At 41.5% G+C, this 24161-nt stretch carries 23 protein-coding genes; 8 read left to right on the top strand and 15 right to left on the bottom strand.

The window, feature by feature from the left end; translation table 11 throughout:
• Positions 1-8: 8 nt before the first annotated feature.
• From AB669_RS11550 to AB669_RS11525, 6 genes are all read right to left on the bottom strand, one after another.
• Positions 9-539: a hypothetical protein gene (locus AB669_RS11550; protein WP_047799449.1), complete on the bottom strand. Its 531-nt coding sequence runs from the start codon at positions 537-539 to the stop codon at positions 9-11.
• Positions 536-2833 (bottom strand): patatin-like phospholipase family protein, encoded by a 2298-nt coding sequence (locus AB669_RS11545; protein ID WP_231582666.1) that lies wholly within the window; start codon positions 2831-2833, stop codon positions 536-538. The genes AB669_RS11550 and AB669_RS11545 overlap by 4 nt, the downstream gene beginning before the upstream one ends.
• Before the next feature lie 50 nt (positions 2834-2883).
• A complete protein-coding gene (locus tag AB669_RS11540; RefSeq protein ID WP_047799448.1) occupies positions 2884-3357 on the bottom strand; it encodes a TspO/MBR family protein in 474 nt (157 codons plus the stop codon).
• A 41-nt stretch (positions 3358-3398) separates the two neighbouring features.
• Positions 3399-4751, bottom strand: a complete 1353-nt coding sequence (locus tag AB669_RS11535) for a M28 family metallopeptidase (protein WP_047799447.1) — start codon at positions 4749-4751, stop codon at positions 3399-3401.
• A 128-nt stretch (positions 4752-4879) separates the two neighbouring features.
• Complete coding sequence (locus AB669_RS11530; RefSeq protein WP_047799446.1) at positions 4880-5503, bottom strand: insulinase family protein; 624 nt, start codon at positions 5501-5503, stop codon at positions 4880-4882.
• Between the two features lie 405 nt (positions 5504-5908).
• Positions 5909-6739 carry an alpha/beta fold hydrolase gene (locus AB669_RS11525; protein ID WP_047799445.1) on the bottom strand — a complete coding sequence of 277 codons (831 nt, stop codon included), beginning with the start codon at positions 6737-6739 and terminating at the stop codon, positions 5909-5911.
• 159 nt (positions 6740-6898) lie between these two features.
• Between AB669_RS11525 and AB669_RS11520 the strand changes: the two genes are divergently transcribed.
• Positions 6899-8977, top strand: coding sequence for a hypothetical protein (locus AB669_RS11520; protein ID WP_047799444.1), 2079 nt, complete (start codon positions 6899-6901; stop codon positions 8975-8977).
• Positions 8962-9741 (top strand): NUDIX domain-containing protein, encoded by a 780-nt coding sequence (locus AB669_RS11515; protein ID WP_231582665.1) that lies wholly within the window; start codon positions 8962-8964, stop codon positions 9739-9741. The genes AB669_RS11520 and AB669_RS11515 overlap by 16 nt, the downstream gene beginning before the upstream one ends.
• Before the next feature lie 46 nt (positions 9742-9787).
• On the opposite strand, the gene AB669_RS11510 is transcribed toward AB669_RS11515, so the two are convergent.
• From AB669_RS11510 to AB669_RS11500, 3 genes are all read right to left on the bottom strand, one after another.
• On the bottom strand, positions 9788-10705 hold the full coding sequence (locus AB669_RS11510; protein ID WP_047799443.1) for an AraC family transcriptional regulator: 918 nt from the start codon (positions 10703-10705) through the stop codon (positions 9788-9790).
• 12 nt (positions 10706-10717) lie between these two features.
• On the bottom strand, positions 10718-11626 hold the full coding sequence (locus AB669_RS11505; protein ID WP_231582664.1) for an SDR family oxidoreductase: 909 nt from the start codon (positions 11624-11626) through the stop codon (positions 10718-10720).
• A 138-nt stretch (positions 11627-11764) separates the two neighbouring features.
• A complete protein-coding gene (locus AB669_RS11500) occupies positions 11765-12643 on the bottom strand; it encodes an EamA family transporter (RefSeq protein WP_047799573.1) in 879 nt (292 codons plus the stop codon).
• A 152-nt stretch (positions 12644-12795) separates the two neighbouring features.
• Between AB669_RS11500 and AB669_RS11495 the strand changes: the two genes are divergently transcribed.
• Complete coding sequence (locus AB669_RS11495; protein ID WP_047799441.1) at positions 12796-13488, top strand: hypothetical protein; 693 nt, start codon at positions 12796-12798, stop codon at positions 13486-13488.
• A gap of 85 nt (positions 13489-13573) precedes the next feature.
• Here AB669_RS11495 and AB669_RS11490 read toward each other — a convergent pair whose 3' ends face one another.
• The 3 genes from AB669_RS11490 to AB669_RS22350 all read right to left on the bottom strand — a co-directional run bounded on the left by AB669_RS11490 (position 13574) and on the right by AB669_RS22350 (position 14971).
• Positions 13574-14164: a GIN domain-containing protein gene (locus AB669_RS11490; protein WP_053058376.1), complete on the bottom strand. Its 591-nt coding sequence runs from the start codon at positions 14162-14164 to the stop codon at positions 13574-13576.
• Between the two features lie 301 nt (positions 14165-14465).
• On the bottom strand, positions 14466-14615 hold the full coding sequence (locus tag AB669_RS22170; protein ID WP_156166733.1) for a lmo0937 family membrane protein: 150 nt from the start codon (positions 14613-14615) through the stop codon (positions 14466-14468).
• A 179-nt stretch (positions 14616-14794) separates the two neighbouring features.
• On the bottom strand, positions 14795-14971 hold the full coding sequence (locus AB669_RS22350; protein WP_197082397.1) for a hypothetical protein: 177 nt from the start codon (positions 14969-14971) through the stop codon (positions 14795-14797).
• A gap of 343 nt (positions 14972-15314) precedes the next feature.
• Between AB669_RS22350 and AB669_RS11470 the strand changes: the two genes are divergently transcribed.
• Both AB669_RS11470 and AB669_RS22165 read left to right on the top strand, forming a co-directional pair.
• Complete coding sequence (locus tag AB669_RS11470) at positions 15315-16343, top strand: LacI family DNA-binding transcriptional regulator (RefSeq protein WP_047799437.1); 1029 nt, start codon at positions 15315-15317, stop codon at positions 16341-16343.
• Between the two features lie 70 nt (positions 16344-16413).
• Positions 16414-16593 (top strand): hypothetical protein, encoded by a 180-nt coding sequence (locus tag AB669_RS22165; RefSeq protein ID WP_156166732.1) that lies wholly within the window; start codon positions 16414-16416, stop codon positions 16591-16593.
• 88 nt (positions 16594-16681) lie between these two features.
• Here AB669_RS22165 and AB669_RS11465 read toward each other — a convergent pair whose 3' ends face one another.
• Both AB669_RS11465 and AB669_RS11460 read right to left on the bottom strand, forming a co-directional pair.
• Positions 16682-17137, bottom strand: coding sequence for a GNAT family N-acetyltransferase (locus tag AB669_RS11465; protein ID WP_047799436.1), 456 nt, complete (start codon positions 17135-17137; stop codon positions 16682-16684).
• A gap of 147 nt (positions 17138-17284) precedes the next feature.
• A complete protein-coding gene (locus AB669_RS11460; RefSeq protein ID WP_047799435.1) occupies positions 17285-19150 on the bottom strand; it encodes a TonB-dependent siderophore receptor in 1866 nt (621 codons plus the stop codon).
• Positions 19151-19213: 63 nt separating this feature from the next.
• Between AB669_RS11460 and AB669_RS11455 the strand changes: the two genes are divergently transcribed.
• The 3 genes from AB669_RS11455 (at position 19214) to AB669_RS11445 (ending at position 23368) form a co-directional block, all read left to right on the top strand.
• Complete coding sequence (locus AB669_RS11455; protein ID WP_047799434.1) at positions 19214-20707, top strand: PLP-dependent aminotransferase family protein; 1494 nt, start codon at positions 19214-19216, stop codon at positions 20705-20707.
• A gap of 101 nt (positions 20708-20808) precedes the next feature.
• Entirely contained in the window at positions 20809-21579 is a 771-nt protein-coding gene (locus AB669_RS11450; protein WP_047799433.1) for a carbonic anhydrase family protein, read from the top strand.
• A 142-nt stretch (positions 21580-21721) separates the two neighbouring features.
• Positions 21722-23368 carry a sulfatase gene (locus AB669_RS11445; protein WP_053058375.1) on the top strand — a complete coding sequence of 549 codons (1647 nt, stop codon included), beginning with the start codon at positions 21722-21724 and terminating at the stop codon, positions 23366-23368.
• A 61-nt stretch (positions 23369-23429) separates the two neighbouring features.
• Here AB669_RS11445 and AB669_RS11440 read toward each other — a convergent pair whose 3' ends face one another.
• On the bottom strand, positions 23430-24158 hold the full coding sequence (locus AB669_RS11440) for an esterase family protein (protein ID WP_047799432.1): 729 nt from the start codon (positions 24156-24158) through the stop codon (positions 23430-23432).
• Positions 24159-24161: the final 3 nt, after the last annotated feature.

Raw genomic sequence — 24161 nt, 5'->3', positions numbered from 1 at the left:
GCGGCCGGTCAGAACAGGCTTTTCAGTCCGTCGAATATGCTTTCGAAAAAGGTGCCGAGATTTAATCCTGCGCTGTGGTTGAAATACACAAATACCAGAAAGGCAATTACAACGAAGATGATCAGCTTCCTAAAGGCAAACGCGATGATAACCAGCGCAATTGGAATGATGAAAAGCCACAGGCTGTTAATAGCATAGGGGCTGAGGTCGGCATCCTTTTTATATACATAAACCAGTTTGCTATGTGTACCCAAATCATTCTGGTGTTTAATATATACAAAAGTCGATTTAGCTATCGGCAAAGGTAGAACAGCAATCCCATCGTTAAACTTCAAAATCTGGGTAAAGCCACTTACGCTAAAGGTGTAGCTGCCATTGATGTTCTCATTAGGCACATTCAAAGAGTCTGCCGCTATGATCGCGAGTTTGTTGTTCTTTAACAGATTTTCTTTAACCAAAAAATTGTTGATGGCTGCATTTTGGGCGCCTGCAGAAAAAACAATTAAGCAAAAAGCAATCAAGACGTATATCTTTCTCATTCAAGTGAACGTTTATTGTAAATTAAATAACCAATGTGCAATAATACACCATTTCTTTTAACTGCATCATTATACAGGTTGTAACTGAAGCTAACCGGACCAAGAGGCGTATGGTAAACCAAACCGGCAGTGGCGGCGTAGCGAAGTTTAGTAATGGCCTTTGCATAATCAACCTCCTGAAGATTTGTTAACTCAAATTCTTTGTGAGGTAAAAATAAATAACCTTCCAGTCTAAAGTCGAAATTTTTTCTGATATTATAGATGTTTTTTATTCCACCGGCAGCATAGGTGGTTGCGCGGAATTTATCGAGGAATAATGAACGGCTATCTTGCAGCGGATAGAATGCCGGTGCTGTTAACAGGGTACCGTAGTAAGTTCCAAACAAAGGCTGGTTAGAAATTACACCTTCTATCAGGTAGCCCAGCGTGTATTTCCTGAGGTGGAAAAAATAGTTTTCCTGACTCAGCTTGATACTTCCCCAGTGATGCAGTCTGCTAAAACCAGGTGCCTTTTTATAGCCTGGGGTAGAACGGAAAATATTGCCCGGGTCATAATTCTCACGGCCTGTAGTATAATTAAAGCTTATTGAAAAGCTTTGTCCGTTAGTGGCATATTGCTTTCTGTTGAGTGAGTTTTTCTCCAGGTTAACTGAACCTCTGAAACCATTGAATACAGTCTGATCAAGTACATCACCAACCCCAAACGTATTGTTAGGGCTGTAGTGGTCCATGTTGTTGATGAAGGTGGAATGAAGTACAACTTTTGTATTATAATTTAAAGGGAAGCCTGCCATCAGGTCAATTTTCCTGTCCGATTGCTCGATATACATCGGGTGGGGATTCTCGATAAAAATCTGACTGGTGTTATAAAAATTCCAGTGATTATAGGTGAGCTCGGCAGCCAGAAATATCGGGAGCCTGGTTGGATAATCTACCCGGCCATTTACCTGCACCGATTCATAGAAACGTCCGGAATAAAAGCTGGTGCCAAATGTATAAGCTTTACGGTTCAAATAATTGTACTCGGCGCCCAGGAATACATTGCTTACCGGTCTTGTTGAAATATTTCCCCCTAATTCAAGCTTAAAACTCTTTTTTGGTTGGGCCACTACTTCAAAAGTGTAACTGTCGGTAGTTGGCTGATAAGTAATTTTAGGATAAACAGTTTCGAAAGTCTGGTCGGCCACTAGCTTGTAATAGGCCCTTTTAATGTCTTCTAGATCGAAGCTGGTTTTATCGCTCTTAAACAGCCGTTCCACATATCTTTTCTGCTGATCATTTACACCTGAAACTATAATGTTGCTGAATTTCAGGTCGGGCTTTTTGCGGTTAAACTCAGCACGTTTGAGTTCAAGTGCTTTGGGATCGACACGGTTTTTGATCAGCGCTTTTATACGCGGCATATCGGCCATGGCTGCATCGTAGCCTTTTTTTATTAACTCAGCCACAGGGGCAAAATTGGTTACACTATAATCAGCCAAATCAGGCTGGATATAAACCCCGTTTTTACCAATCATGGTAGAATCTGATTTGGACAGGAACATGTAAACCAGAAACCGGTTCATCAAGCGGTCATCGATGTTTTTAGGGTATTCATTGTAGGTTTTGGATGATACATTAGCCCCAATGATGTAATCGGGCTTGAAGTCTCTATCCATTACATCTGCAGGGAAGTTATTATAAAGACCGCCATCGAAAACGTATTTTCCATCAAGCTTTATCGGGCGGTAGATAATCGGCACGGTCATGGTTGCGCGAACGGCTTCTGCAAGATTACCTTTACTTACTGTAATGCTTTTTTGCGACAGCACATCAGCTACCATGCAACGATAAGGAACAAAGAGATGGTCGAAATTCCCTTTAGAAACTGCTGATGCCTGGGAGAACAATTCCAGGAACGCAAAGTTTAGCGGGATATCATTAATGAGATTAGAGCGGAAACTAAAATGAAATCCCGTATCAATGGCAACCTTGGCAGTAAGCATGGAGGCATTGGGCGCATTCTTCTGAAAGAAAAAAGTGTAATCACTGGTGTATCGTCCGTTTACCCAGTTTTGAAAGTCGTTGCTCAAGGCTATTTTTTCGATTTCAGCAGGGGAGTAGCCCGCTGCATACATGGCGCCGACGATACCGCCCATTGAGGTTCCTGTAATATAATCGATGGGGATTTTATTTTCTTCAAGCGCTTTCAATGTGCCAATATGTGCGAGTCCCTTAGCGCCTCCGCCACTAAACACAAGGCCAACCTTTTGCGCCTGCAATCGGGTACAGCACAGCACGAAAAGGATCAGCAAAAATCTTTTGAATATTAACACTCCCTAAAAATAGGGCTTTTATTCTAAAATTAATTTAATATGAAGATGTTATATGTTAAAAAAGTGGCAAAACTTACCCAAAGAAGGTAAGGGATAAAAATCAGTCCGGCCCATTTATTAATTTTAAAGAACATCAATCCGTTGACCACGATTACGATGAGCAAAAGGAGGATTTCAGCCAAAGCAAAGCCTACTTCATGGAGGTAGAAGAAGATAAAAGACCAGGCAAGATTCAGGATAAGCTGAATAAAATAAATGGCTACCGTTCTGGGGAAATGGGCGATTTTGCTACGCTCAGTCCATACCAGATAAGCAGCTATACCAATCAGGATATATAAACTGGTCCATACCGGGGCAAAGAGCCAGTTTGGAGGATTGAATGAAGGTTTATTTAACGTAGGGTACCAGGTTTTAACAGATTGGGCTGTCGCCCACCCGCCTAATGCGCCTATAGCCAGGGGAATGGCGATATTAATAATAAACGCTAATGGTTTAAACTTCATGCTGTAAATTTAGCATAAAACACAGGTTTGAAACGAATGTTTTAGCGGCCGATACCCGGTACAACCGGCAAACTTTCATTGCCCCCGTTGCCAACACTTTGTACTGCAAATAAATAATTGTCCTTACTGTAAGGGATTTTTAATTCAGTAGCTGTGGTATAAAATTTCTTCTCCCAAACAGGGCTGCTGGTTTCACGCATTAAAACATAATAACCCTTTGCGGTTCCATTTGCGGGTGCCTTCCAGTATAAATATGATGAGTTGCTGAGGTTTTTAACGTCAATTTTTACTTCAGAAGGTGCCGACGGGGCTTTAGCCAGATTAGCCAATACCGCAATATTTACTGCTGTATTTTTACGCAGGTATTCAAAATCCATAAACTCCTGCAGGTCGCCGTAACGTACACCTTTTTCAGTTCTCAGATCCTGGTGCTGATGCTCGAAATTTTCGTTCATTTCAGTAATCCTCACCGCAGTAAATCCGTTTTCAACGAAGGGTGTATGATCTCCGCCGCGCAAGAACCGGTCGTTTCTGTAAATCAGTTTTACCTCAAGCTGATCTACGTATCTCTCACCTGTTTCTTTTACGTAGCGGGCCAGCTGGCGGCTTTTGCCGTCATTCTCCAGTCCAAACTGGCGAATGGCTTTCGCATTTTTATCCAGTTCATAAGCAGGTAAGCCCTCGCTGAAAACCCGAAGACGTGTATTGTCTATAATTTGGGTTTCACTGCTATTGTTACTTCCGATCATGTCGTTATTTAGCATGGCATCTACGTTCCAGCCTTCTTTTTTAGCTTTATCTGCCATAAATCCCGATCCCAGGAGTGATTGCTCCTCACCACTCACCGCAACAAAAATGATGGTTGCCGAAAACTGGTATTGACTCATGATTCTCGCGGCTTCAATCACCCCTGCAACGCCACTACCATCGTCATTGGCCCCCGGTGCATCACTGGTTCTGTTCATTACATCCGTTACACGGCTGTCAAGGTGGCCGCTAACCACATAAACACGTTTGTCGTTGGTGTCGCTTCCTTTAAGTACGGCAACGGCATTGCCCAGTAGAGTAGACTGGTCTACGCGCTTTCCGTCAGGTTTAAATGTAGTAGTGTCCAGATAAGCAATTAACCGTCCGTTACTCTGTTTTGCAAACTGATTAAATTTGCCGACTACCCAATTCCTTGCGGCACCTATTCCTTTCGTTTTACTTTTGATATCACTTAATGTACTTCTGGTTCCAAAAGCTACCATTTTCGAGATATATGATTTTAATGAATCCTGATGAACAGACTTGACCATCTTTTCAATATCAGCATCACGATTGATAATGGTTTGTGCCTGAAGACTTACTGCGGCAAATGAACTGACAAGTAATACAAATAAGGTTTTTCTCATGTGGAAGGGAAATTGATGCCCTAATATACCTGAATAAGTAGAAAGCAGTTCATTAGGTTTGTAACTTTTTAAGCATAAAAAAAGCCTCCCGGGTTAATCAGGAGGCTGGTATTTAAAAATTTCCTTACTTATTTTGTAAGGATAGACGACTCTTGGTTTGAATAGGTTGCCCAGTTGCCAAATGCTTTTTTAGCTGAAGCTTTAGCATTGTTTAACTCCACATCACCAGCAATTGTCAGATATGTTTTCTCTGGAGAAACCTCAGCATAAAATGCTTTTACATCTGAAAGGCTTAAAGCGCTGATCGATTCTTCATTTACTGACTGGTCGTAATCATAATCTTTAGCTTTTATGCTGGTCAATAATTTTGCTTTTGCAGCATTGAAGTTTTGTTGGTTGATGCTTGCGTGTTGAATCAATGCAGCCATAGCTGAAAGTGCTTCATCTAAATTTGCTGTAGCAACAGCTAGTTTACCGCTATTATCTTTGAATGAGATATTTGAATTTTTGGCTACGTTTTCGTTTAAAACAGCATTTAATAATTCTACAACACCAGCTTTTTTACCTTCGAAATCTTTAGCATCTAAAGTGAAGCTTGCATATGCTTTTGGCGAACGGGTGTTTTCTGAAACAATGATGTTCATTCCGTTCTTTAGTTTAAATGCAACAGGCTCTTTGAAGCTTTGTGCGTTTGAAGTTACAATGGTGAAAATGCTTAGAGAGGTTAATAAAAGTGTTTTAATGGTGTTCATTTTTTGTGTTAAATAATTTGTCAAATCTGTTATAAAATGTCTTTCTAATAATACTACTTTTTCAAGTTTGTGCGCATATATACGAAGGGCATTTCACCTTGGTTTTCGACAAAAGTAGAAAATATTCATTTTGTTCATTTTCTATTCACACAGAATATTCTTATGAGTTGTGTCTTATTGTATTTTTGACAATACTTTGATTGAAATGGTTGTAAGGTGTTGATTATACGTGATTTGCATGTTGGTTTGAAAGGAATTTACAACAAACTATACCTTGAACAAAAGGTATTTTTTCGTTAAAAAAATAAATATGCGAGTATAATTGGAGGTAAAAATAAGAGGCTGTTCATAAAATGAACAGCCTCTCAGCAAAAAGAAAAGAATAAGATTTAGAAAAGAGGATTTTCAGGCATAAATCATGCTCGTCAAAGTAGTCCCGTTATTCTTTATAAATGCTTTAATTTCCCTGATGGTTTCTTCTGGTTCACTGATATGCGGGAAATGGCCGGTAGCCTGCATCACCACCAGGAAATTGTGAGGTGTATTCTGATGAATAAAATCCCCCGCTGAAAGCGGAGCCATAATGTCCGACCTGCTTTGCAGCGTTAAACTTGGAACCGTCAGGTGCTTTAATTTATCCCGGCAGTCGGTTTTAAACGTAGCCATTGCAAATGCCAATGCAATGCTGGGTTCAGTTTCCTCAAGGCATTCCTGTAAAAAGTTAAAAAGCCCGGGGGGGTATGCCTTGTCCATTACAACAGGAGCAATTCCTCTGGCCCATCCGGCATAATCTTCTTCAATTGAATTGAAAATAGTTTGTATATCGCCGGCTTCAAATCCTCCTATATATTCGCCGTCATTCATATATTTTGGCGATGGACCTATAAATACCAGCTTTTGGAAGGCTTCTGGTTTTTGCAAGGCGGCAATCATACCAATCATACTGCTCACCGAATGCCCTACAAAAATCACATCTTTCAGGTTAAGCGCTTCAATAATTTCTACAACGTCACTCGCATAGCCATCTAATGTAGAATATTTGTAATGATCATATTGTGTTATGTCAGATTCTCCGGAACCCACATAGTCAAATAAAACTACCTTATAATCTTCGAGAAAAGCGTCCGTCATGAATTTCCATGAATTTTGTGCACAGCCAAAACCGTGTGCAAAAATAATTACCTGAGTGCCTTCGCCGAGAATTTTTACGTTGTTTCGAATGAGTATGGGGTGCATGATCTGAGGATTAATTCACAATAATGTTACAAGGTAAATATTCTTTAATTTCAAATCAAATAAAAAAAATAATGAACAGCGCTTATATTAGGGCGATTAAACAGGTTCGTTCTGTCTACTAAATCATTTTACCTAATTTCTAACCAAATCTAATCACCTATGAAAAAACTGCTGATCCTGGTATTTATTTGTTGTGGTGCCTTTTCCTATGCACAGCAATCCATCGATTTGAAACTGCTAAAGAAAAATGGTGCATCGGTGGTGGCAAAGGGGAGCGTACTAACTTTGACATGGCCGGCCGGGGCCGGCAAAACCGGGAGGGCGATCATAGACCTTAACCAGAACAATCCGCTGTTCACCAGTCTGGCTATCGGTACCCATGGTACTTATCAGCAAGTAGCCGCTAAGCTTGATCCGGCATTCATACTAAGGGTTGGGAGCAGAACACTGAGTCCATCGAGTGGTGGTTGGGATGTTTTCTTTGATCGCGTACCAACCAGGCCTTATACTACAAATGCCATAACATTTAATAAAGGTAATGCGGTGGTAACCAGTAGTGGCGCTCAAACGATTGTAACCATTTCTGCACTCGAGTCTTCCATTTTCAACGGGAACCTGGAAATTACATTTTATAATGGCAGTCCAATGTTTAATATTGCAGCAGTAATGGCAACGGAAAAAGACTCCACCGCAATTTTATATGATGCAGGGCTGGTGACAAAAACGGATGTATGGAAAAATGTAGCCTGGAGCGATGTAAGTGATCAGTTTCAACGGGAGGCGGCATCAAATGCTGATGAAAGTAAAAACCTCGAAGTAAAATACCGCACGGTGATTGGAGAGAATCAGGGTGGCAGTATTGCTGTTTTTCCTGCACCGCATCAGTATTTTTACCCGCTTGATGAGGCTTTCAATCTGAAGTTTACCTGGAAAGGCAGTAACTATCTCGGCCTTATTCCAGGATATGGTATTGGAATCAGACAGGATCCATTAGGCGATAAGCGCTATGTTCCCTGGTTTAATGCACCTCCGAAAACGAAACAACGCCTCAACTTTTTCTGCCTGCTCAGTACGCAAAAGGCAGAGTTTGCACTCGCTGAGGTGAAGAAGTTTACTCATAATGATTCCTACCAGTCTTTGCAAGGGTACAAAACCATGGCCAGCCACTTCCATAATGAATTCATATCGGATGTGGTATTAAGTGGTAAACCGGTGCCTGAAAAGCCTGAATTTGTGGATGTTTTAAAGAAAGCAGGGCTCGATATCGTTAAACTGGCTGAGTTTCATGGACCGGGACATCCCAAAGGTCCGGATTCTACCCGTTTAAAAGAACTTGACGCCCTTTTCAGGCAAACCGAGCGTTTATCAGATCAGAACTTTTTGCTGTTGCCGGGAGAAGAGGCCAATAACTTTTATGGGGGGCACTGGCTGGCTTTTTTTCCAAAACCAGTTTATTGGGTGATGTCGAAAAAAGAAAATCAGCCTTTTTTAATGAACGATCCCCGGTTTGGTAAAGTATACCATGTAGGCACTCAGGAAGAAATGTTGAAACTGCTGGAAATGGAAAAAGGACTCGCATGGACTGCTCACGCCCGTACCAAGGCATCAACAGGATATCCGGATAAATATAAAAATGAAGATTTTTTTAAATCAGAAACTTTTATGGGTGCAGCCTGGAAAGCAATCCCCGGCGATTTGTCGCTCCCGACGTTAAGTAAACGTGTACTCAACCTGATGGATGACATGGCGAATTGGGGATTGAAAAAACATATAATTTCCGAAGCGGATATTTTTACGGTTACCCATCAAAATGAAATGTATGCGCACCTGAACGTCAACTATCTGCAGTTAGATAAGGTACCCAGCTACAAAAATGGTTGGCAGCCGGTACTTGATGCGGTCAGAAACGGGAAGTTTTTTGTTTCCACCGGCGAAGTACTCATTCCCTCTTTTACCATTAACGGCAAAGGGGCAGGAGAAACGTTAAGGCTGGACGCTGCAAAAACATCTGTGAAAATGGAACTGAGCTGGACATTCCCGCTGAGTTTCGTTGAAATTGTTTCTGGTGATGGTGAGAAAGTATACCGCGAACATATAAAGCTGAACCATACCCGGGCATTTGGTAAAGAGACTTTCAGCTGGCCTGTTAATCTTACCAACAGAAAGTGGGTAAGGGTAGAGGCCTGGGACATCGCTGCGAATGGCGCCTTCACACAAATGGTTTGGCTGGAAAAATAAATTTATACTTTTGTTGTATTGATGACCTTTCTGTATTTGAGCGAAGAAGTGAAACCTTCTATCAAACGCACCTGCCGCACATATCAATCGATTGTGTGGTTTTTGGATTTCATATCAATACACTCAAGGTGCTACTCATTAAAATGAAGGGGCAAAACAAATGGGGTTTACCAGGGGGTTACTTAAGTCACGATCAGGATCTGGATGAAGCTGCGAAAAGCATTCTTCAGGAACGCACAGGGGCGGAAAAGGTTTTTCTCGAGCAGTTTAAAACCTTTGGCGAACTTGGCCGGTCGGAAAGTGATTTACATTATATGCCAGAAAATATCTGGTTCCGCCAGCGTTTCCTTTCCGTAGGTTATTATGCTTTGGTAGATTATGAACAGATTATACCCGTTGTAGATGAGATCTCTGTGGCTTGTGAATGGAAAGATGTGAATGAATTGCCTGAGATGATGATGGATCATGCTAAAATTTATCAGGAAGCCCTGAATACCATGCGGTTTCAGTTAAACTACAAACCGATAGGCTATAGCCTGCTTCCCGAACAGTTTACCATGCCCGAGCTGCAGCGCCTTTACGAAACTCTGCTCAATAAACCATTGAGTAGGGGTAATTTCCAACGTAAAATGCTGGCTTATGATATTTTTATTAAACACGATGAAGGACGCAAGGGAGGCGCGCACCGCACACCAAACCTCTATAGTTTTGATCAGGAAAAGTATAATAATGCTTTGAAAAAAGGATTAAAGGAAGCATGGTAGTTCTTAATTTAAATTCCCGATAGTGTTTTATATCAAATTCGTATGATCAGTTAAACGACTGCCTGAAAGCCATTGGCGATAAACTGGTTTTAGTTTTGAAAAGTTTACTGAACGACTGCAGGTGTTCAAATCCCAGCTCATAGGCAATCTCACTCACGGATAAATTGCTGGTAGACAGTTTTTCCTTGGCCAGTTCAATGAGTTTATCATGAAGGTATTGCTGAGTATTCTGCCCGATCAGTGACTTTAGCAATCCCGTCAGATATCCGGAAGAAATGTTCAGGTCGGCAGCAATCTGCGCAACGCTCGGCAAACCATTTACCGCCAGTAAGCCACTTGAAAAATAATCGCCCACCAATTGTTCCAGCCGGTCGATGATTTCATGATGCCCGGCTTTTCTGGTAATGAACTGGCGCTGATAAAAACGTTCAGAGTAACTTAATAATAGTTCCAGCTGGGCGATTACAACCTGCTGGGTAAAGCGGTCTGTATTTGAATTTACTTCCTGATCGACCTGGTGTGCAATGGCATTTAAAGTAAGCTCTTCCGTTTCCGAAACATGGAGGGCCTCATAAAGCGAATAGTCAAAAAAATCGTACTGTTTAATGGCTTTGGCCAGGTGGGTACCCCATAACAAATCGGTGTGGAACAAGAGCATCCAGCCTGTTGGGCGATGCGTGCGGTCTTCATATACCTCCACTGTAAACACCTGCCCGGGCGCCATGAAAAACAACACCCCATCCTCAAAGTCGCTCATTTGCTGCCCATATTTTATTTTGGCATCAGGAACCCTTTTCAGTGCAACTGTATAAAAATCGAAGATCATACTTACCGATCGGTTTTTCATCGGCATATGTACATTTTCCAGATTGACCACACTCACCAGCGGGTGTGCCGGTTTAGGCAAGCCCGCTAGTTTGTGGTATTCGGAAATGGTTTTAAACCGATATTTTAGCTTATCCATCTCCTTAAGATATTAAAAATAAATGCCACTTACCAAATCTTCTGGTAATGATGGATGAGTAGGGTTCCAGCCCAGGGTTTCGCGGGTAGCGTGGGCTGAGGCCGGGCCATCAATTGAAGCAAAATGTTCGAAAAATCCGAAGTGTGAAGCTGCTGCGTTCCCAGACTTAGACACAACTGGTATATCCAATTTTGAGCCTATAATTTCTGCAATTGATTTAAGGGTAACAGCTTCATCCGCCACTGCATGGAAACGCAATCCCGGCTGCGCTTTGTCGAGTGCCAGGCGGTAAAGCACAGCAGCATCTAAACGGTGTACGCCGGTCCACCGGTTTAGTCCGGCGCCAATGTAAGCTGATTCACCTTTTTTACGGGCGATATCAATCAGCATGGGCACGAATCCGTGCAAATCACCTTCTCCATGTACTGAAGGAGATAAACGGACAACAGAGACCTTTACACCTTTCGCTGCAAGTGTATCAACAGCCTTTTCTGATGCCAACCGCGGGTTATGTGAATGTTCATAGTCGGGGATTGTATCTTCACTGGCCAGTTGTCCCGGTCCGGCTACTAATGTACCTGATGTAACCAAAAATGGTTTATCCGTTCCAAGTATGGTATTTCCGATGGCTTCAATAGCAATGCGGTCTATTTCGCAAACCTCAGCAAAGCGGGTAAAATCATGAATAAATCCCAGATGAATGATGCCATCGGCAGACTGTGCACCTGCAATGAGGCTATCCAGATTTTCTAAATCACCATGGTGAACTTCAGCACCAGCCGCCTTTAAACGTTCAGCCGCCTCGTCATTCCGCGCGAGGCCCAAAACCTTATGGCCCGCCCCAATTAATTCATTCACTACAGCATTGCCAACAAAGCCTGTTGCTCCGGTTACAAAAACTTTCATAAGTTCTCTTTTCAATAATTAAACAATGTTATTAAATATGAATTGTGATCATTTTTTTCAAACGATCATCAACAATACAAAAGTGATGTATTGATCAGGTGTTTATTTAGCCAGATCTGATTTTGATTTAGCCAAAACGGGCTAATGAGCTACTTAGTTGATCCTTTGCTTGATATTGAAAACAATGACCGCAAGAAAAATCAGTCCGTAAGCGAAGATCTGAAGTATTCCTAAAGGCTCATGATAAACCAGTCCCGAAAGCGCAAATGCAATAATGGGATTAATATTCAGGATCATACCCACCCTGGAAGAGCTGATGCCACTCAGGGCATATAAGTTCAAAAACAGAGGGATGATGGTATAGATTACCGCGATAATTTCAACATAGAAATAGAATTTAAAATCAGTAGGCAGCGGCCCTGAAAAAGAAGGATAAAAAGGAATCAGGATTAGGGCAGCCAACACAATGTGAAAGTTGAGGATGATAAATTTATCAAAGCCTTTATTCTGATGCTGACTAATCAGGTAGCAGGCATAACTTAAACCAACTATTGTACTGAAAAACATATTGGAAATACTGGTGTAAGAAAGCAAAACGCATCCTACACAACTCAAGGCTACAGAAAACCACTGCAACCTGTTCAACCTGTCATGCAAAAGAAAATATGCCAATAGGGTTGTCAGGATGGGGCAAACCAGGTATGCTACTGAAGTGGCCCTCACACTGACGTGATTCATTACATAAATAAATGAAAACCAGTTTGCCGTGAGTAAAATACTCCCGCCAACATTAAGCCAAACCATATTGCGCTTGTTTTTTAGTGGCAGTGCCTGGAACAAAGCAATGTTTTCTTTGATTTTTTGTCTTTTGAAAAGCAGCGAAATTACCAGCATAATCAGGGCACAGCTAAATACTCTGTAAAAAAGGATATCGAGCGAGGCATAAGCATGCAGCGGTTTTAATACGAGACTAAAAAATCCCCATATAGAGAAGGCAAGGATGGCAGCTAAATAGTATTTGAGGTTTTTCAAGATGGCTCGCTTAAAAGATTTTCGGATGATCAATCTGGTTTTCAAAACTAGCTTTTTAATCGATTTTTTCAGCTATCGCTAAAATTATTTGTAAAAAATTAGAATTCAGATATCTTTGAAAAGAAAACTAATTTTAACTAACGCTCTAAAACATGAGGAAGATTTTATCCGCCTTGTTTGTAGTGGTTGTATGCCAATTTTCGAACCAGGCAAATGCCCAGCAAAACCAAACTACATCTAAATTCAGAATCGCCCTTAACGGCGGTTACAGCTACCGGTTAGGAAAGGTAGCCGATAATGTACCTGCATCGCTAAAACAATACATTAGGGGGCTGAAATCCGGATATCATTTCGGTGCTGATGTTCACTATTTTTTTGCCGAGTGGGGGGTAGGAGTCAGTTACAATGCCTTCAAGTCGTCTAACGAGATTGGAAATGTCACTACTCCAACTGCCAATGGGACAACCATTTCGGGTACACTTAAAGATAACATCACCATCAGTTTTATCGGTCCGAGCCTGGGTGGTCGCCACATCAGCCGGAACGGGAAGCACGTTCTTGTTGGAGACATTGCATTGGGTTATCTCAGCTATGAGGACGAGGCGAGCCTGTCAGGCAACTACCGTACTTACGGTGCAACATTAGGAAGTAACCTTGGATTTGCTTATGATTATCAGGTGGCAAAAAACATATATATAGGTGCTAAATTAGGCTTCGTAACCGGAACGATTAAAAAAATGAAGTATACCTCAGGAACTACAGAAACAACGTTAACGTTTAATGATGGAGAAGCAGAAAGCCTTGGCCATGTAGACATTTCTGCCGGAATAAAATTCAATTTATAGTGTTTAAACAGTATTGCAGAAAGCTTCATGCAAAAGAAAGGCGATCAATTGATCGCCTTTCTTTTGCACTAGTATTTTTTATTGCTTATTTACTCAATGCGGCTACGGCATTTTCAGCGCTGAAGCTTGTTTTTGTTTTTGCTGCCGTGAATTTATTCATGGTTAGTTTCTGGCTGGCGCCCATAACCAGATTGTGCTCACCAGTTGATCCGCTTAAGATCAAATCAGCATTGTCTTCAATCACGGTATATAAACCCTCTGAGCGTGAATTCAGCTCCAAAGCTGCATTTCCACTTAAGAAAACCTGAAGATATTTGGTGTTTAACATTCCTTCAGTTTTTACCTTTGCATTGTCACCTGCCTGGATTCTGAAGAGGTCGTTCACAAACACGGTTACTTTCGCCGGAGCATTATCAGTAGAAACAATTTCCAGTGCGTCGCCATTCTGCAATACCTTAACGCGGCCGTTATTGTCGTCGTTATAGCTTACACCTGTGCGTGTTCCCTGAACGATGGTTACTTCTACGTTGCCATTCACTTTAATGCGTTTGAAGTTTAACGATTTTGTTGCATGAACCGGTTTAATGGTTTCAGCTGCGCTGGTTGACAATACTGCTGAAGTTGATAATACTAAAGCTAAAGAAGAGGCGAATAATGTGTTGAAAAGAGTTTTCATATGCTTTTGATTTAAATTTTATATAATGTTTTTATTGATTGTTCTGATGATAAGACGTCATGAAGCGCAAAACGTTGCAGCAATAAATGCTGCATTATACCAGCCTTCCGCACTAATCGACGAACGCCCGATATTTGAAGACCAAAAGGAATTTAACGGATAAGCTGTTAGGGAGGATGCAATTATTCGGCGGAGATATGCAAAAAAAAGTGCCCCATGCAGGGGCACTTTAAAATATGTTTCTGAAGATAACTCTCCGGATGCATGAATGCTGTTGCCGTTCATTCGGCCTGTTTCAGAACTATCTTCCTACTAGTAAACGCCAAACCACTGCGATAACAGCAATAACCAATAAAGAGTGAATAATTCCTCCGGTATAGTATCCGCCAAGGAAACTAATTAACCAGATGATAACCAATACTACTGCGATGATATAAAGTAAATTTCCCATAATTGCTTTCTTTTCTAGTTCTAACAGAACATGCCCTAAAATGTTTAGAAAATATGTTTTTAAAGCGGAAATGGAGTTTGCAGGCAGAGAGCAACTGGTTGTGCTATCCATACAAATTAAAGCCCTTGATGCGGCTTAAGAAGAAGAATTGAGGTAAACAAGCTAGTCAATCACATTGATCATGATAAACATTGCTCGTCTTTCTCATCCCCGCTAAGTTTCCATATGCAGGCAAGCCAAACAAAAACAGCAGTGGAAATACCTAATTCAGGGTCAGCTAGTTTAAAGGAAGAAAAAAGAGCAACTGCTGATATTGCAGATGCGAAAAGATATGGGAGTAATTTTTTTATTTTCATAATAAGTGTAGTTAAATACCCTAAATCAAAAACTTGTCCATTTTTTAATAAAAACAGTATGAAACACTAATATTATATTAGTTTGACATTTTGACTAAAAAAGTCAGGAATGTATCCTTGGTAAGGCTGCAATATGAGGCGAAAATATGTCAGTAAATTCCTGAAAAAAGTGACAGTTTTACAAGACTGAACTAATTATTGGTCAGGTTTTTTCCTTTTTATTCTGCATGTGCGCCAAGAATACTTATTTTAGCGATATTCGCTATTTAACACACGGCCCCAGGCTTTCGCTATCGTACAGTGTCGTGGTTAAAACGGAATGAAGATTAGTTTAACGAGTTTAATGAGTAAAAGAATATCAATCAAAGACATTGCTGAAAAGGTAGGCGCTTCAGTAACAACAGTTTCCTTTGTGGTGAACGGAAAGGCAGCGGAGAAAAACATCAGCAAGGCTTTGACAGAAAAAATCAAGAAAGTTGTTGCTGAACTTGGCTATCAGCCCAGTTCATTAGCCAGAAGTTTACGTACCGGCAAATCAAAAATTATAGGCTTCCTGGTAGATGATATCTCGAAACCTTTCTTTTCGGAAATTGCCAAATTTATAGATGAGAAAGCTTCGGCCAGCGGCTATAAAATTATTTTTAGCAGTACAGGAAACGACCAGAACCGGGCAGCAGAAATTCTTAAAATATTTCAGGACAGGCATGTGGATGGTTATATTATTGCGCTGGCTGAGGGCATAGAGACAGAAGTGATCAACCTGATCAATTCCGGAGCTCCTGTGGTACTCTTTGACCGCTATCTGCCTGAATTAAATGTAGACTATGTGCTTACGGATAATTTCAGCTCAACTCAAAATGCGACCAGGCACTTGCTGGACAATAAATTTGATAAAATTGGCTTTATTACCATCGATACCGATCAGCGCCAGATGCTCGATCGATTGGCAGGTTATGAAGAAATGATTGCGCCTTTCCATGAGCCCAGGGTATTGAAGGTGAAATATGAAAACTCAGCATCTTCACAACAACAGATCAAAAACTTTATTTCAGAAAATCCCGATTTAAAGGCATTACTTTTCGCGGCTAACTACCTCACCATGGATGGATTGAAGTTATCGAAAAATGAAGAGGGAAACCCGTTGAATAATAAAGCTATCCTTTCATTTGATGATTTTGAGTTACTGGAGTACGTAAGTCCATCTATAACTGCCGTTGAACAGCCTATTCAGGATATTGCTGAATATATTATTAAGCTGCTCATTAAAAAAATGAATATTCAGTCTACCGACAGGAAGCCTGAACCTCAAATGGTTAAACTAGGTACAAAACTTAACATCAGACAGTCTACAGCAGCACTTCAGAATAAATAATTCATATTTAAGATTTTAAGAACGAAGCCAGGGTTATTGCGGTCAGCATGTTGACGCAATATCCCTGGTTTTGCTTTTTCTCACCATACTGGAAACTATCGATGCCTCAAAGAGGCTAGGTATTCCTGATCAGTTGCTCAATGTCGGTACAGGGCTGGCTCCGGATTTGGTCACACTTTGGTCGGGTACAATTGTCACAAGCCCGACCAATCCCCGACTAAAGCCCGACCGAACAGTGACGCAGGGCTAAAGGATGGCAGAAAAATATACCCCCTGAACAGGCTCTACCTGTATGGAAATGTTAAAATTTAATAACCAGGTATGTTGGTGGCGTAAAATTAGTGCGCAGGCCTGAACACCATTTCAAGATGAGGGATGCCATCTTCCATAAACTCAATATCGGTTTCTTCAAAGCCCAGGCGGGCGTAAAACTCCTTTGCATAGGTTTGAGCGCCTATTCTGATGGCTGCATCACCATAAATTTCCCGACTTTTATCAATGGCAGCCTGCATCAGCAGTTTTCCTGCGCCAGTTCCTCTTACGGATGAGTGGGTAATTACCCGGCCGATTGATACTTCATCGAAAGACAAGCCAGCAGGAACAAGACGTGCGTATGCTACCAGCATCTCATCTTTAAACATCATCAAATGGTGGCAATGCTGATCCTTACCATCTGCATCCTGATAGTTGCAGTTTTGTTCTACTACAAATACCTCATTTCTTAAACGTAAAATCTGATAAAGTTCATTTACGCTCAGTGCTTCGAAAGCCTTGAAAATATTCTGGTAACTCATTTAGGGTTAATTTTGTATTAAAAAAAGCCGGATGTAATAATTACATCCAGCTCCAAAGATACTTCTATTCCTGATGCGTAAAAATGTTGTTTTTGCATCAACTAATGACTTTACTTCATCACAATGGGCATGTAAGCAAGGCTTAAATTATAAAGTACTAAACTTAACACCCAAACTCCACCAGCGCGATGGCAGGGGTATAGTTCCAATTTCGAAATACTGGGTGTTGAAAATGTTTTGTGCATCTACGTAAACGGTAAACTTATCTATTGCCTGACTAATTCTGAAGTCGTTGATCCAGTAGGATGCACCCGACAGTCGCTGGTTTAATCTGGTGGCAAATAAAACCGATGAGCCTTTGTGTTTAAAATCAACCGTATTGGTAAGCTGGCGTTTTAAAGATGACAGCTGATATTTATAGGCCTGACCGGCCTGCATATCTTTAAACTCCGATTCCAGGTAGGAGTAGGCCAATCCGATATTAAGTCTCGAACTGCCGCCGATTTCTTCGGCATAATTGGTCCGGATGTTTATGCCTTTTGTAACCATAAGGCCCACATTGTTCGCTTGCCATGGTTCGCTGGTGGTACTGCGAATCCAGTCGATAAAGTGATCTATTCTTCTGTAAAAGAAGTTGGAATTGATGGTGAGTTTTTGCTCCAGGATTTTGAATCCTATTTCACTTTGAAAAGCGTTTTCTGGCCTCACATCGGGGTTTCCGATATTTCCGGGGCGCTGGCTTAAATAAAGGTCGGTAAAGGACGGTAGCCGCTGACTGGTTCCGATGGCGCCCACAATTTTCAAAATATTGCTTAATTCATAGCTGGCGTCCAGTCCCGGATATACCTGCCATTTGTAAGAAGAATTGTAATTGATATAAGTACCTGCATTTACATTTAGTTTTTGCAGCAGATTGGTTTTATACTGTGCGTAAAAACCCAGGTTCTCTCGGCGGTGTTTACCAATGTTTGAGGAATTAATATCTTCATTCCTGAATTCTGTTCCAAAGGCCAGTTCACCGGTATTGGTTTTGTATGCACTGGATACTTCGGCCGCAAAGGTATTGGTGCTATGTTTGCTCACGCCTGCATCAGGATTTATTTTTCCAAAATAGCGATAATCGTCGAAGTTGTAACGATAACTTAAACGTGAATTTAGTGACCACCGTGCAGACAAGAGGTGTGAAGATTGTATTGCTGCCAAAGTAGTTTGTACGGTTTCAATGGCATTTTTATCGCTTGGTGCCGCGTAAAAAGCATTTGCTCCGAATTCATTTTTTGTGTAGCCAAATGATGCATTGATTTCATTCAGGCTATCTATCTGAAAATTTCCCTGATAAAATAACCGGGTATTGTCGAATTGCGTATTGAAACGGTAGCCGTTGCTTTTATCCTGCGACCCGTAAAAAGAGTGTTGATGCTGCTTTTTGCTGAGTACCGCCCCAAGCTGTATTCCGGCATTGTAAAAGGTTTTGCCTGTTCCTTCTGTATCTTTTTCGAAGTTGGTTCCGGCATGCGTATCAACCAGGACTCCTGATTTAACCGGCTTTTTAGTGATGATGTTGATGGCTCCTGTGAGGCTGTTAATACCATAGATTCTTGCTGCCGGGCCTCTCACTACTTCGATTCGTTCGATAGCCTCAACGGGGATAGGCAAATTGAGCATATTGTGTGCGGTTTGCGAATCGATAATTTTGGTGCCATTAAGCAACACAACGGTTTGCTCAAAACTTCCACCATCCACACTGATGTCGGCCTGCCCGCCGAAGGGGCCGCGTTGTCTTAAATCGATCCCGTTTGCATATTGTAAAAGCTCTTGTAATGTACGGGCTGGTAATTTTGCAATCATGGCCTGGTCGATGATATAAACATTTCTGTTTTGCTTGGAAACGGGGGTTTTAAACCCATTCTCATTAATCACTACATCGTTCATATTGATTACAGTGTCGCGCTTTTGCTGTGCATAAACGCTGATGGCCCAACTTAATATTATGGTCAGGTAAATTTTTTTCATTTCGTTATTTTTTTTCAAAAGTACTATCTTGCCGTACCACTAAAGTATACCAGTTTTAATAAAATGGATAGTCCGGTTCAAATACCCTTCAAAAGTTTCGTTCAGCTCAACGCCGATGACCCTACTGCGATTTATTTACAAATCGTTTTTGGTTTCATTAAAGCCATCCAGCTGGGACAATTGCCCAAGGGCACGAAACTGCCGGGAACCAGGGTGCTTTGCAAGTTATTAGCCGTTAACCGGAATACGCTGATCAAAGCCTTCGGAGATTTAGAATCGCAGGGATTTATTGAAATTCTGCCCAATAAAGGGACATTCATTTTATCGAATCAGAAACAAGCGCTACCTAAACCAGCATATTCAGGAACGGCCGGGAATGCGAATACACCTCAAACCGGTTTTACTTTCAGACACTCATCCATCCTGGAGAGCCCCATCGAAAACAGTGATTTACCTCTTCAGTTTAATGATGGGTGGCCCGACCAGCGCCTGATCGATCATGGTGCTGTTGCAAGGCTTTATGTTTCGAAGCTTAAAAGCCACAACAGAAAATTGCAGCTGGGCTATGTTGAAACTGAAGTTCAGCTGGCACTTAAAAAGCAAGTATCAAATTACCTGAATCTTACGCGTGGATTAAGAATTTCTGCCCTACAGTTAATCCATACAAGCAATCATGCAACCAGTCTTTTTCTGGTGATGAAACTGCTGATTGTTCCCGGAGATCTTGTGGTGGTGGCTTCGCCTGGCTACTATTCGGCAAATATGACCATAACGGACAGCGGAGCAGACATTATTTCTATACCTGTTGATGAAGAGGGGATTGATACTACATATCTTCGAAAAATTTGTGAAGATCAAAAGGTACGGGTCGTTTACCTGAACTCAGTTTATCATTATCCAACTACGGTATCGCTGAGTGCAAAAAGGCGAATCGAAATACTGGAGCTTTCCAGCCTGTATGGCTTTGTGATTGTGGAAGATGATTATGACTTTGATTTTCATTTTGATAACAATCCCATCCTGCCTTTGGCAACTATGGATGCTGCAGCGCGGGTGGTTTATATTGGGTCATTCGACAGGTCGCTACCCGCTGGTTTTGGCTGTGGCTTTGTGTCCGGACCAGCTACCTTTATTTCTGAACTTGAAAAACACCAGCGCATACTGGAACCTCAGTTAGACGCCATTAAAATGCTCGCATTAATCGATTGGATTAAGGAAGGGGACGTTTACCGGCTTTTGAAAAAAAATAAGCGTTTATACAAAATACGGAGGGATCATTTAGCTGCGCTACTGAATGGTAAGCTCGGTAAATATATCGATTTTACAGTGCCATCACGGGGCCTGGCGCTCTGGCTGCAGTGGATTGATGGAGTCAATCTGATTAAGTTGCGAAACAAATGTGCCGAGCAGGGATTATTTTTGCCTAAAACTATTTTATATCAATCCAGAAATATTACGGCCACCAGGCTGGGCTTTGGAAGTATGAATGCACTGGAGCTTGCTCAGTCAGTAGATATACTTGCCCGGGCATTTGAGGACCTTCAAGATCAGAAATAACGGATTAACTTTATTGCATGTGTCTATAGTCCATATGTTTATGTTTTAATTGACGGAGATTTTTTTATATTTTTAGTTTAATAAACTTAATCAATATCACCATGAAAAACATTTTTTCCACTTTTCCAGTGTTTATTATGCTGGTTTTCTTATTTGGGGCCTGTAATAATACCCCTGATCAGAAGTCTCAGGCAACAGCAAAAGAAATTTCTTCAGATGATTCGATAGAGATCGATAGTAGCGATGTATTGGAAAATAAGGTACTCAGTAAAGAGCAGCAGGCCCTGCTTAAACCGGAAGATGTACTTGCTTTGTTGAAAGATGGAAATGAGGATTTTGTGGAAGACAGGCTTACGGTGAGGAATACTTCAGAGCGTGTTCGTCAGGCTGCGTTAGGGCAATACCCAAAAGCTGTTATCCTTTCATGTATTGATTCAAGGGTGCCGGTTGAGGATGTTTTTCACCGCGGTATAGGTGATGTTTTTGTTGGCCGGGTTGCGGGGAATGTGCTCAATACCGATCAGCTGGCCAGTATGGAATATAGCTGTAAAGTATCCGGAGCAAAGCTGGTTCTCGTTTTAGGACATGAACATTGCGGTGCAGTTAAATCGGCTATAGATGATGTTAAACTTGGAAACATTACCAGTTTGCTGGCAAAAATAAAGCCTGCAGTGGTTGCGGCGAAGGCTGAAGGTGACAGGACATCAAAAAATGAAGCCTATGTACATGCTGTGTGCATCGAAAACGTGAAGCAAATTACAGCAGATATACGGAAGCTGAGCCCTGTGCTTGCCGAAATGGAAAAGAATAAGGAGATCATTATTAAGGGAGCAGTATATGCGATGGATTCTGGGAAAGTTACCTACCTGTAAATTACAGATCAGTCGACAATAAATGGATGAATATCTGTAGCAACGGATATTCATCCTAGATCTTTAACGTTAAGTCTACTATTTTGGTAGTTTTTAAAATTCTTTTATATATTTGGCGCATAATGATAGCGGCATTTGGAATATGAAAAACTATCGTAATTTTCTAAGCACCCTGATTGGGTTCATCAGTGTATGTGGATCTGCTCAGCAACTAAAGGCTCAGCAAATCCCGAACAGGCCTAATATTATTTTTATCCTTTCTGATGATCATGCTTATCAAACCGTTGGAGCTTATGGTGCTAAAATCGCAAAGACGCCGAACATCGACCGGCTCGCGAAGCAAGGCGTCCGGTTCAATAATGCCGTCGTTACTAATGCCATTTGCGGACCAAGCCGTGCAACACTTTTAACAGGTAAGTATAGCCACAAAAATGGTTATCCGCTAAATGAGCAGAAGTTTGATACCAACCAGACATTATTTTCTGTTCTGCTTCAGCAGGCCAGTTATCAAACTGCCTGGCTGGGTAAATGGCACCTGGGTAATCTGCCTAAAGGGTTTGATTATTATAATATCCTGAACGGACAGGGGCAGTATTTCAATCCGGATTTCATTAGTTCGGCAGGGGATACAACACAAAAAGAGGGCTATGTAACCAATATCATTACTGATTTGACCAAACAATGGATTGAAAAGCGCGACCCCTCTAAACCATTTTTTTTGGTGGTTGGTGAAAAAGCGACGCACCGGTCGTGGGAGCCTGATCTTCAGGATCTGGGTGCCTACGATAAAATTAAGTTTCCGCTACCTTCTACCTTTTATGATCACTATGAAACCCGTTTAGCGGCAAAAGATCAGGATATGACGATTGATAAAACCATGAACCTGACCAGCGATCTGAAAGTTCATGCGAGTTTCGACAAACCCGCAGCGAATGCGCCATCACAAAAGGAACTTAATAAGCTGTTCCAGGCAGCCAAAACACCGGAAGAAAAGGCCGCACTGCAGAAGCAATTTGGATCGAGGCAGTTTGGCAGGTTGAACGATGAACAGCGCAAAGCTTACTCAGCCTATTATGGCAAGGTTACACGGGAGTTTGATTCATTGAAACTGGAGGGAAAAGCTTTGGTAGAATGGAAGTTTCAGCGGTATATGAAAGACTACCTTGCCACAGCCAATTCGCTCGACCGCAATATCGGTAAGATGCTGGATTATCTGGATGCGACTGGATTAAGTGAAAATACGATTGTGATTTATGCTTCTGATAATGGTTTTTATATGGGAGAGCATGGCTGGTTCGACAAACGTTTTGTTTATGAAGAATCCATCCATGTACCCATGATTGTTCGTTACCCGAAACTTACCAAGGCAGGTACCACCACTGATAAAATTGTACTGAATAACGATTGGGCGCCAACCATTTTAGATGCTGCGGGTATTAAAGTGCCTGCCGATATGCAAGGTAAATCGTTACTTCCTTTGCTAAAAGATGAAAAGGCAGTTACTAACTGGAGAAAAGATGCTTATTACCATTACTATGAATTTCCACAGCCTCATCATGTGCATCCGCATTTTGGAATCAGAAGCGACCGTTATACCCTTGCACGTTTTTATGGTGAGGTGAACAGCTGGGAGTTGTTTGACAATCAATCAGATCCAAAACAAGTTAAAAATATGTATGGACAAAAAGGACAGGAGAAATTAACGGCTGATCTGAAAGCAAAACTTAAAAAACTGATTGTCGAATTTGACGATCAGGAAGCACTAAAGATTTTTGATCAAAAGATTTAGTGATATTCCGCAGATTCTCGGATTGAAATAATAACATTTGAGAATCTGCGGCAAAAATAACTCAGATGTAAAAGGGTGCCATTTTGCGCCAGAAATAAGGGCGGTGTGCATCACTCTCCCAGGTGTGGCACTCGTTTCTGATTCCCTTTTCCCAAAGCAGCGCGCTCAGCTGTTGATTTTCCGGTAAAAACGGATCTGTTTCGCCAACAGCCAGAATAATCTCCATTTGTTTAAGCTGATTGAGCAGGAGGCTGTCGTTTAGATTGGCGAGATATTGTGTGGGCATATTGAAATATACCTTCTCGTTGTGAAAACCATTAAGCAAATCTTTATAATGTCCGGGGGTATGGGTAAGGTCGTAGCGGCCGCTGATGCCTACCGTTTTATTAAACAGGGTAGGGTATTTAAGCGCCAGGTTAACGGCATGATAGGCGCCCATGCTGAAACCCGCAGCAGCAAGCGAAGTACTGTTATTTTTCTGCTGAATAAGCGGAACTACTTCTTCGAGCAGGTATTGCTCATATTGCAGGTGACGTTCAATTCTTACCGAAGGGAAAACATCTTCGTTATAGAAACTTTCACGGTCTATGCTGTCTACACAGAAAACCTGGATCGTACCACTTTCTATTTTGTGGGCTAAGGATGCGATGATTCCCCAATTCTCATAATCATAAAAGCGGGCCATACGTGTAGGGAAAAGTAATACAGGACTACCTCCGTAACCAAAAACCAAGAGCTCCATATCGCGCTGGAGGTTTTGGCTGAACCATTTATGGTATTCCCTGTTCATTTT

This window comes from Pedobacter sp. BMA (assembly GCF_001027745.1).
In the GTDB taxonomy this organism is placed as follows: domain Bacteria; phylum Bacteroidota; class Bacteroidia; order Sphingobacteriales; family Sphingobacteriaceae; genus Pedobacter.
The sequence above is the reverse complement of the archived record's forward strand: the minus strand, read 5'-3'. Positions and strand labels throughout refer to the sequence as shown.

What these genes read in the sequence shown, in the direction of transcription:
- AB669_RS11550 (WP_047799449.1), bottom strand. Translation starts at nt 539, where the DNA reads ATGAGAAAGATATACGTCTTGATTGCTTTTTGCTTAATTGTTTTTTCT.
- AB669_RS11540 (WP_047799448.1), bottom strand. Translation starts at nt 3,357, where the DNA reads ATGAAGTTTAAACCATTAGCGTTTATTATTAATATCGCCATTCCCCTG.
- AB669_RS11535 (WP_047799447.1), bottom strand. Translation starts at nt 4,751, where the DNA reads ATGAGAAAAACCTTATTTGTATTACTTGTCAGTTCATTTGCCGCAGTA.
- AB669_RS11530 (WP_047799446.1), bottom strand. Translation starts at nt 5,503, where the DNA reads ATGAACACCATTAAAACACTTTTATTAACCTCTCTAAGCATTTTCACC.
- AB669_RS11525 (WP_047799445.1), bottom strand. Translation starts at nt 6,739, where the DNA reads ATGCACCCCATACTCATTCGAAACAACGTAAAAATTCTCGGCGAAGGC.
- AB669_RS11520 (WP_047799444.1), top strand. Translation starts at nt 6,899, where the DNA reads ATGAAAAAACTGCTGATCCTGGTATTTATTTGTTGTGGTGCCTTTTCC.
- AB669_RS11510 (WP_047799443.1), bottom strand. Translation starts at nt 10,705, where the DNA reads ATGGATAAGCTAAAATATCGGTTTAAAACCATTTCCGAATACCACAAA.
- AB669_RS11495 (WP_047799441.1), top strand. Translation starts at nt 12,796, where the DNA reads ATGAGGAAGATTTTATCCGCCTTGTTTGTAGTGGTTGTATGCCAATTT.
- AB669_RS11490 (WP_053058376.1), bottom strand. Translation starts at nt 14,164, where the DNA reads ATGAAAACTCTTTTCAACACATTATTCGCCTCTTCTTTAGCTTTAGTA.
- AB669_RS22170 (WP_156166733.1), bottom strand. Translation starts at nt 14,615, where the DNA reads ATGGGAAATTTACTTTATATCATCGCAGTAGTATTGGTTATCATCTGG.
- AB669_RS22350 (WP_197082397.1), bottom strand. Translation starts at nt 14,971, where the DNA reads ATGAAAATAAAAAAATTACTCCCATATCTTTTCGCATCTGCAATATCA.
- AB669_RS11470 (WP_047799437.1), top strand. Translation starts at nt 15,315, where the DNA reads ATGAGTAAAAGAATATCAATCAAAGACATTGCTGAAAAGGTAGGCGCT.
- AB669_RS11465 (WP_047799436.1), bottom strand. Translation starts at nt 17,137, where the DNA reads ATGAGTTACCAGAATATTTTCAAGGCTTTCGAAGCACTGAGCGTAAAT.
- AB669_RS11460 (WP_047799435.1), bottom strand. Translation starts at nt 19,150, where the DNA reads ATGAAAAAAATTTACCTGACCATAATATTAAGTTGGGCCATCAGCGTT.
- AB669_RS11455 (WP_047799434.1), top strand. Translation starts at nt 19,214, where the DNA reads ATGGATAGTCCGGTTCAAATACCCTTCAAAAGTTTCGTTCAGCTCAAC.
- AB669_RS11450 (WP_047799433.1), top strand. Translation starts at nt 20,809, where the DNA reads ATGAAAAACATTTTTTCCACTTTTCCAGTGTTTATTATGCTGGTTTTC.
- AB669_RS11445 (WP_053058375.1), top strand. Translation starts at nt 21,722, where the DNA reads ATGAAAAACTATCGTAATTTTCTAAGCACCCTGATTGGGTTCATCAGT.
- AB669_RS11440 (WP_047799432.1), bottom strand. Translation starts at nt 24,158, where the DNA reads ATGAACAGGGAATACCATAAATGGTTCAGCCAAAACCTCCAGCGCGAT.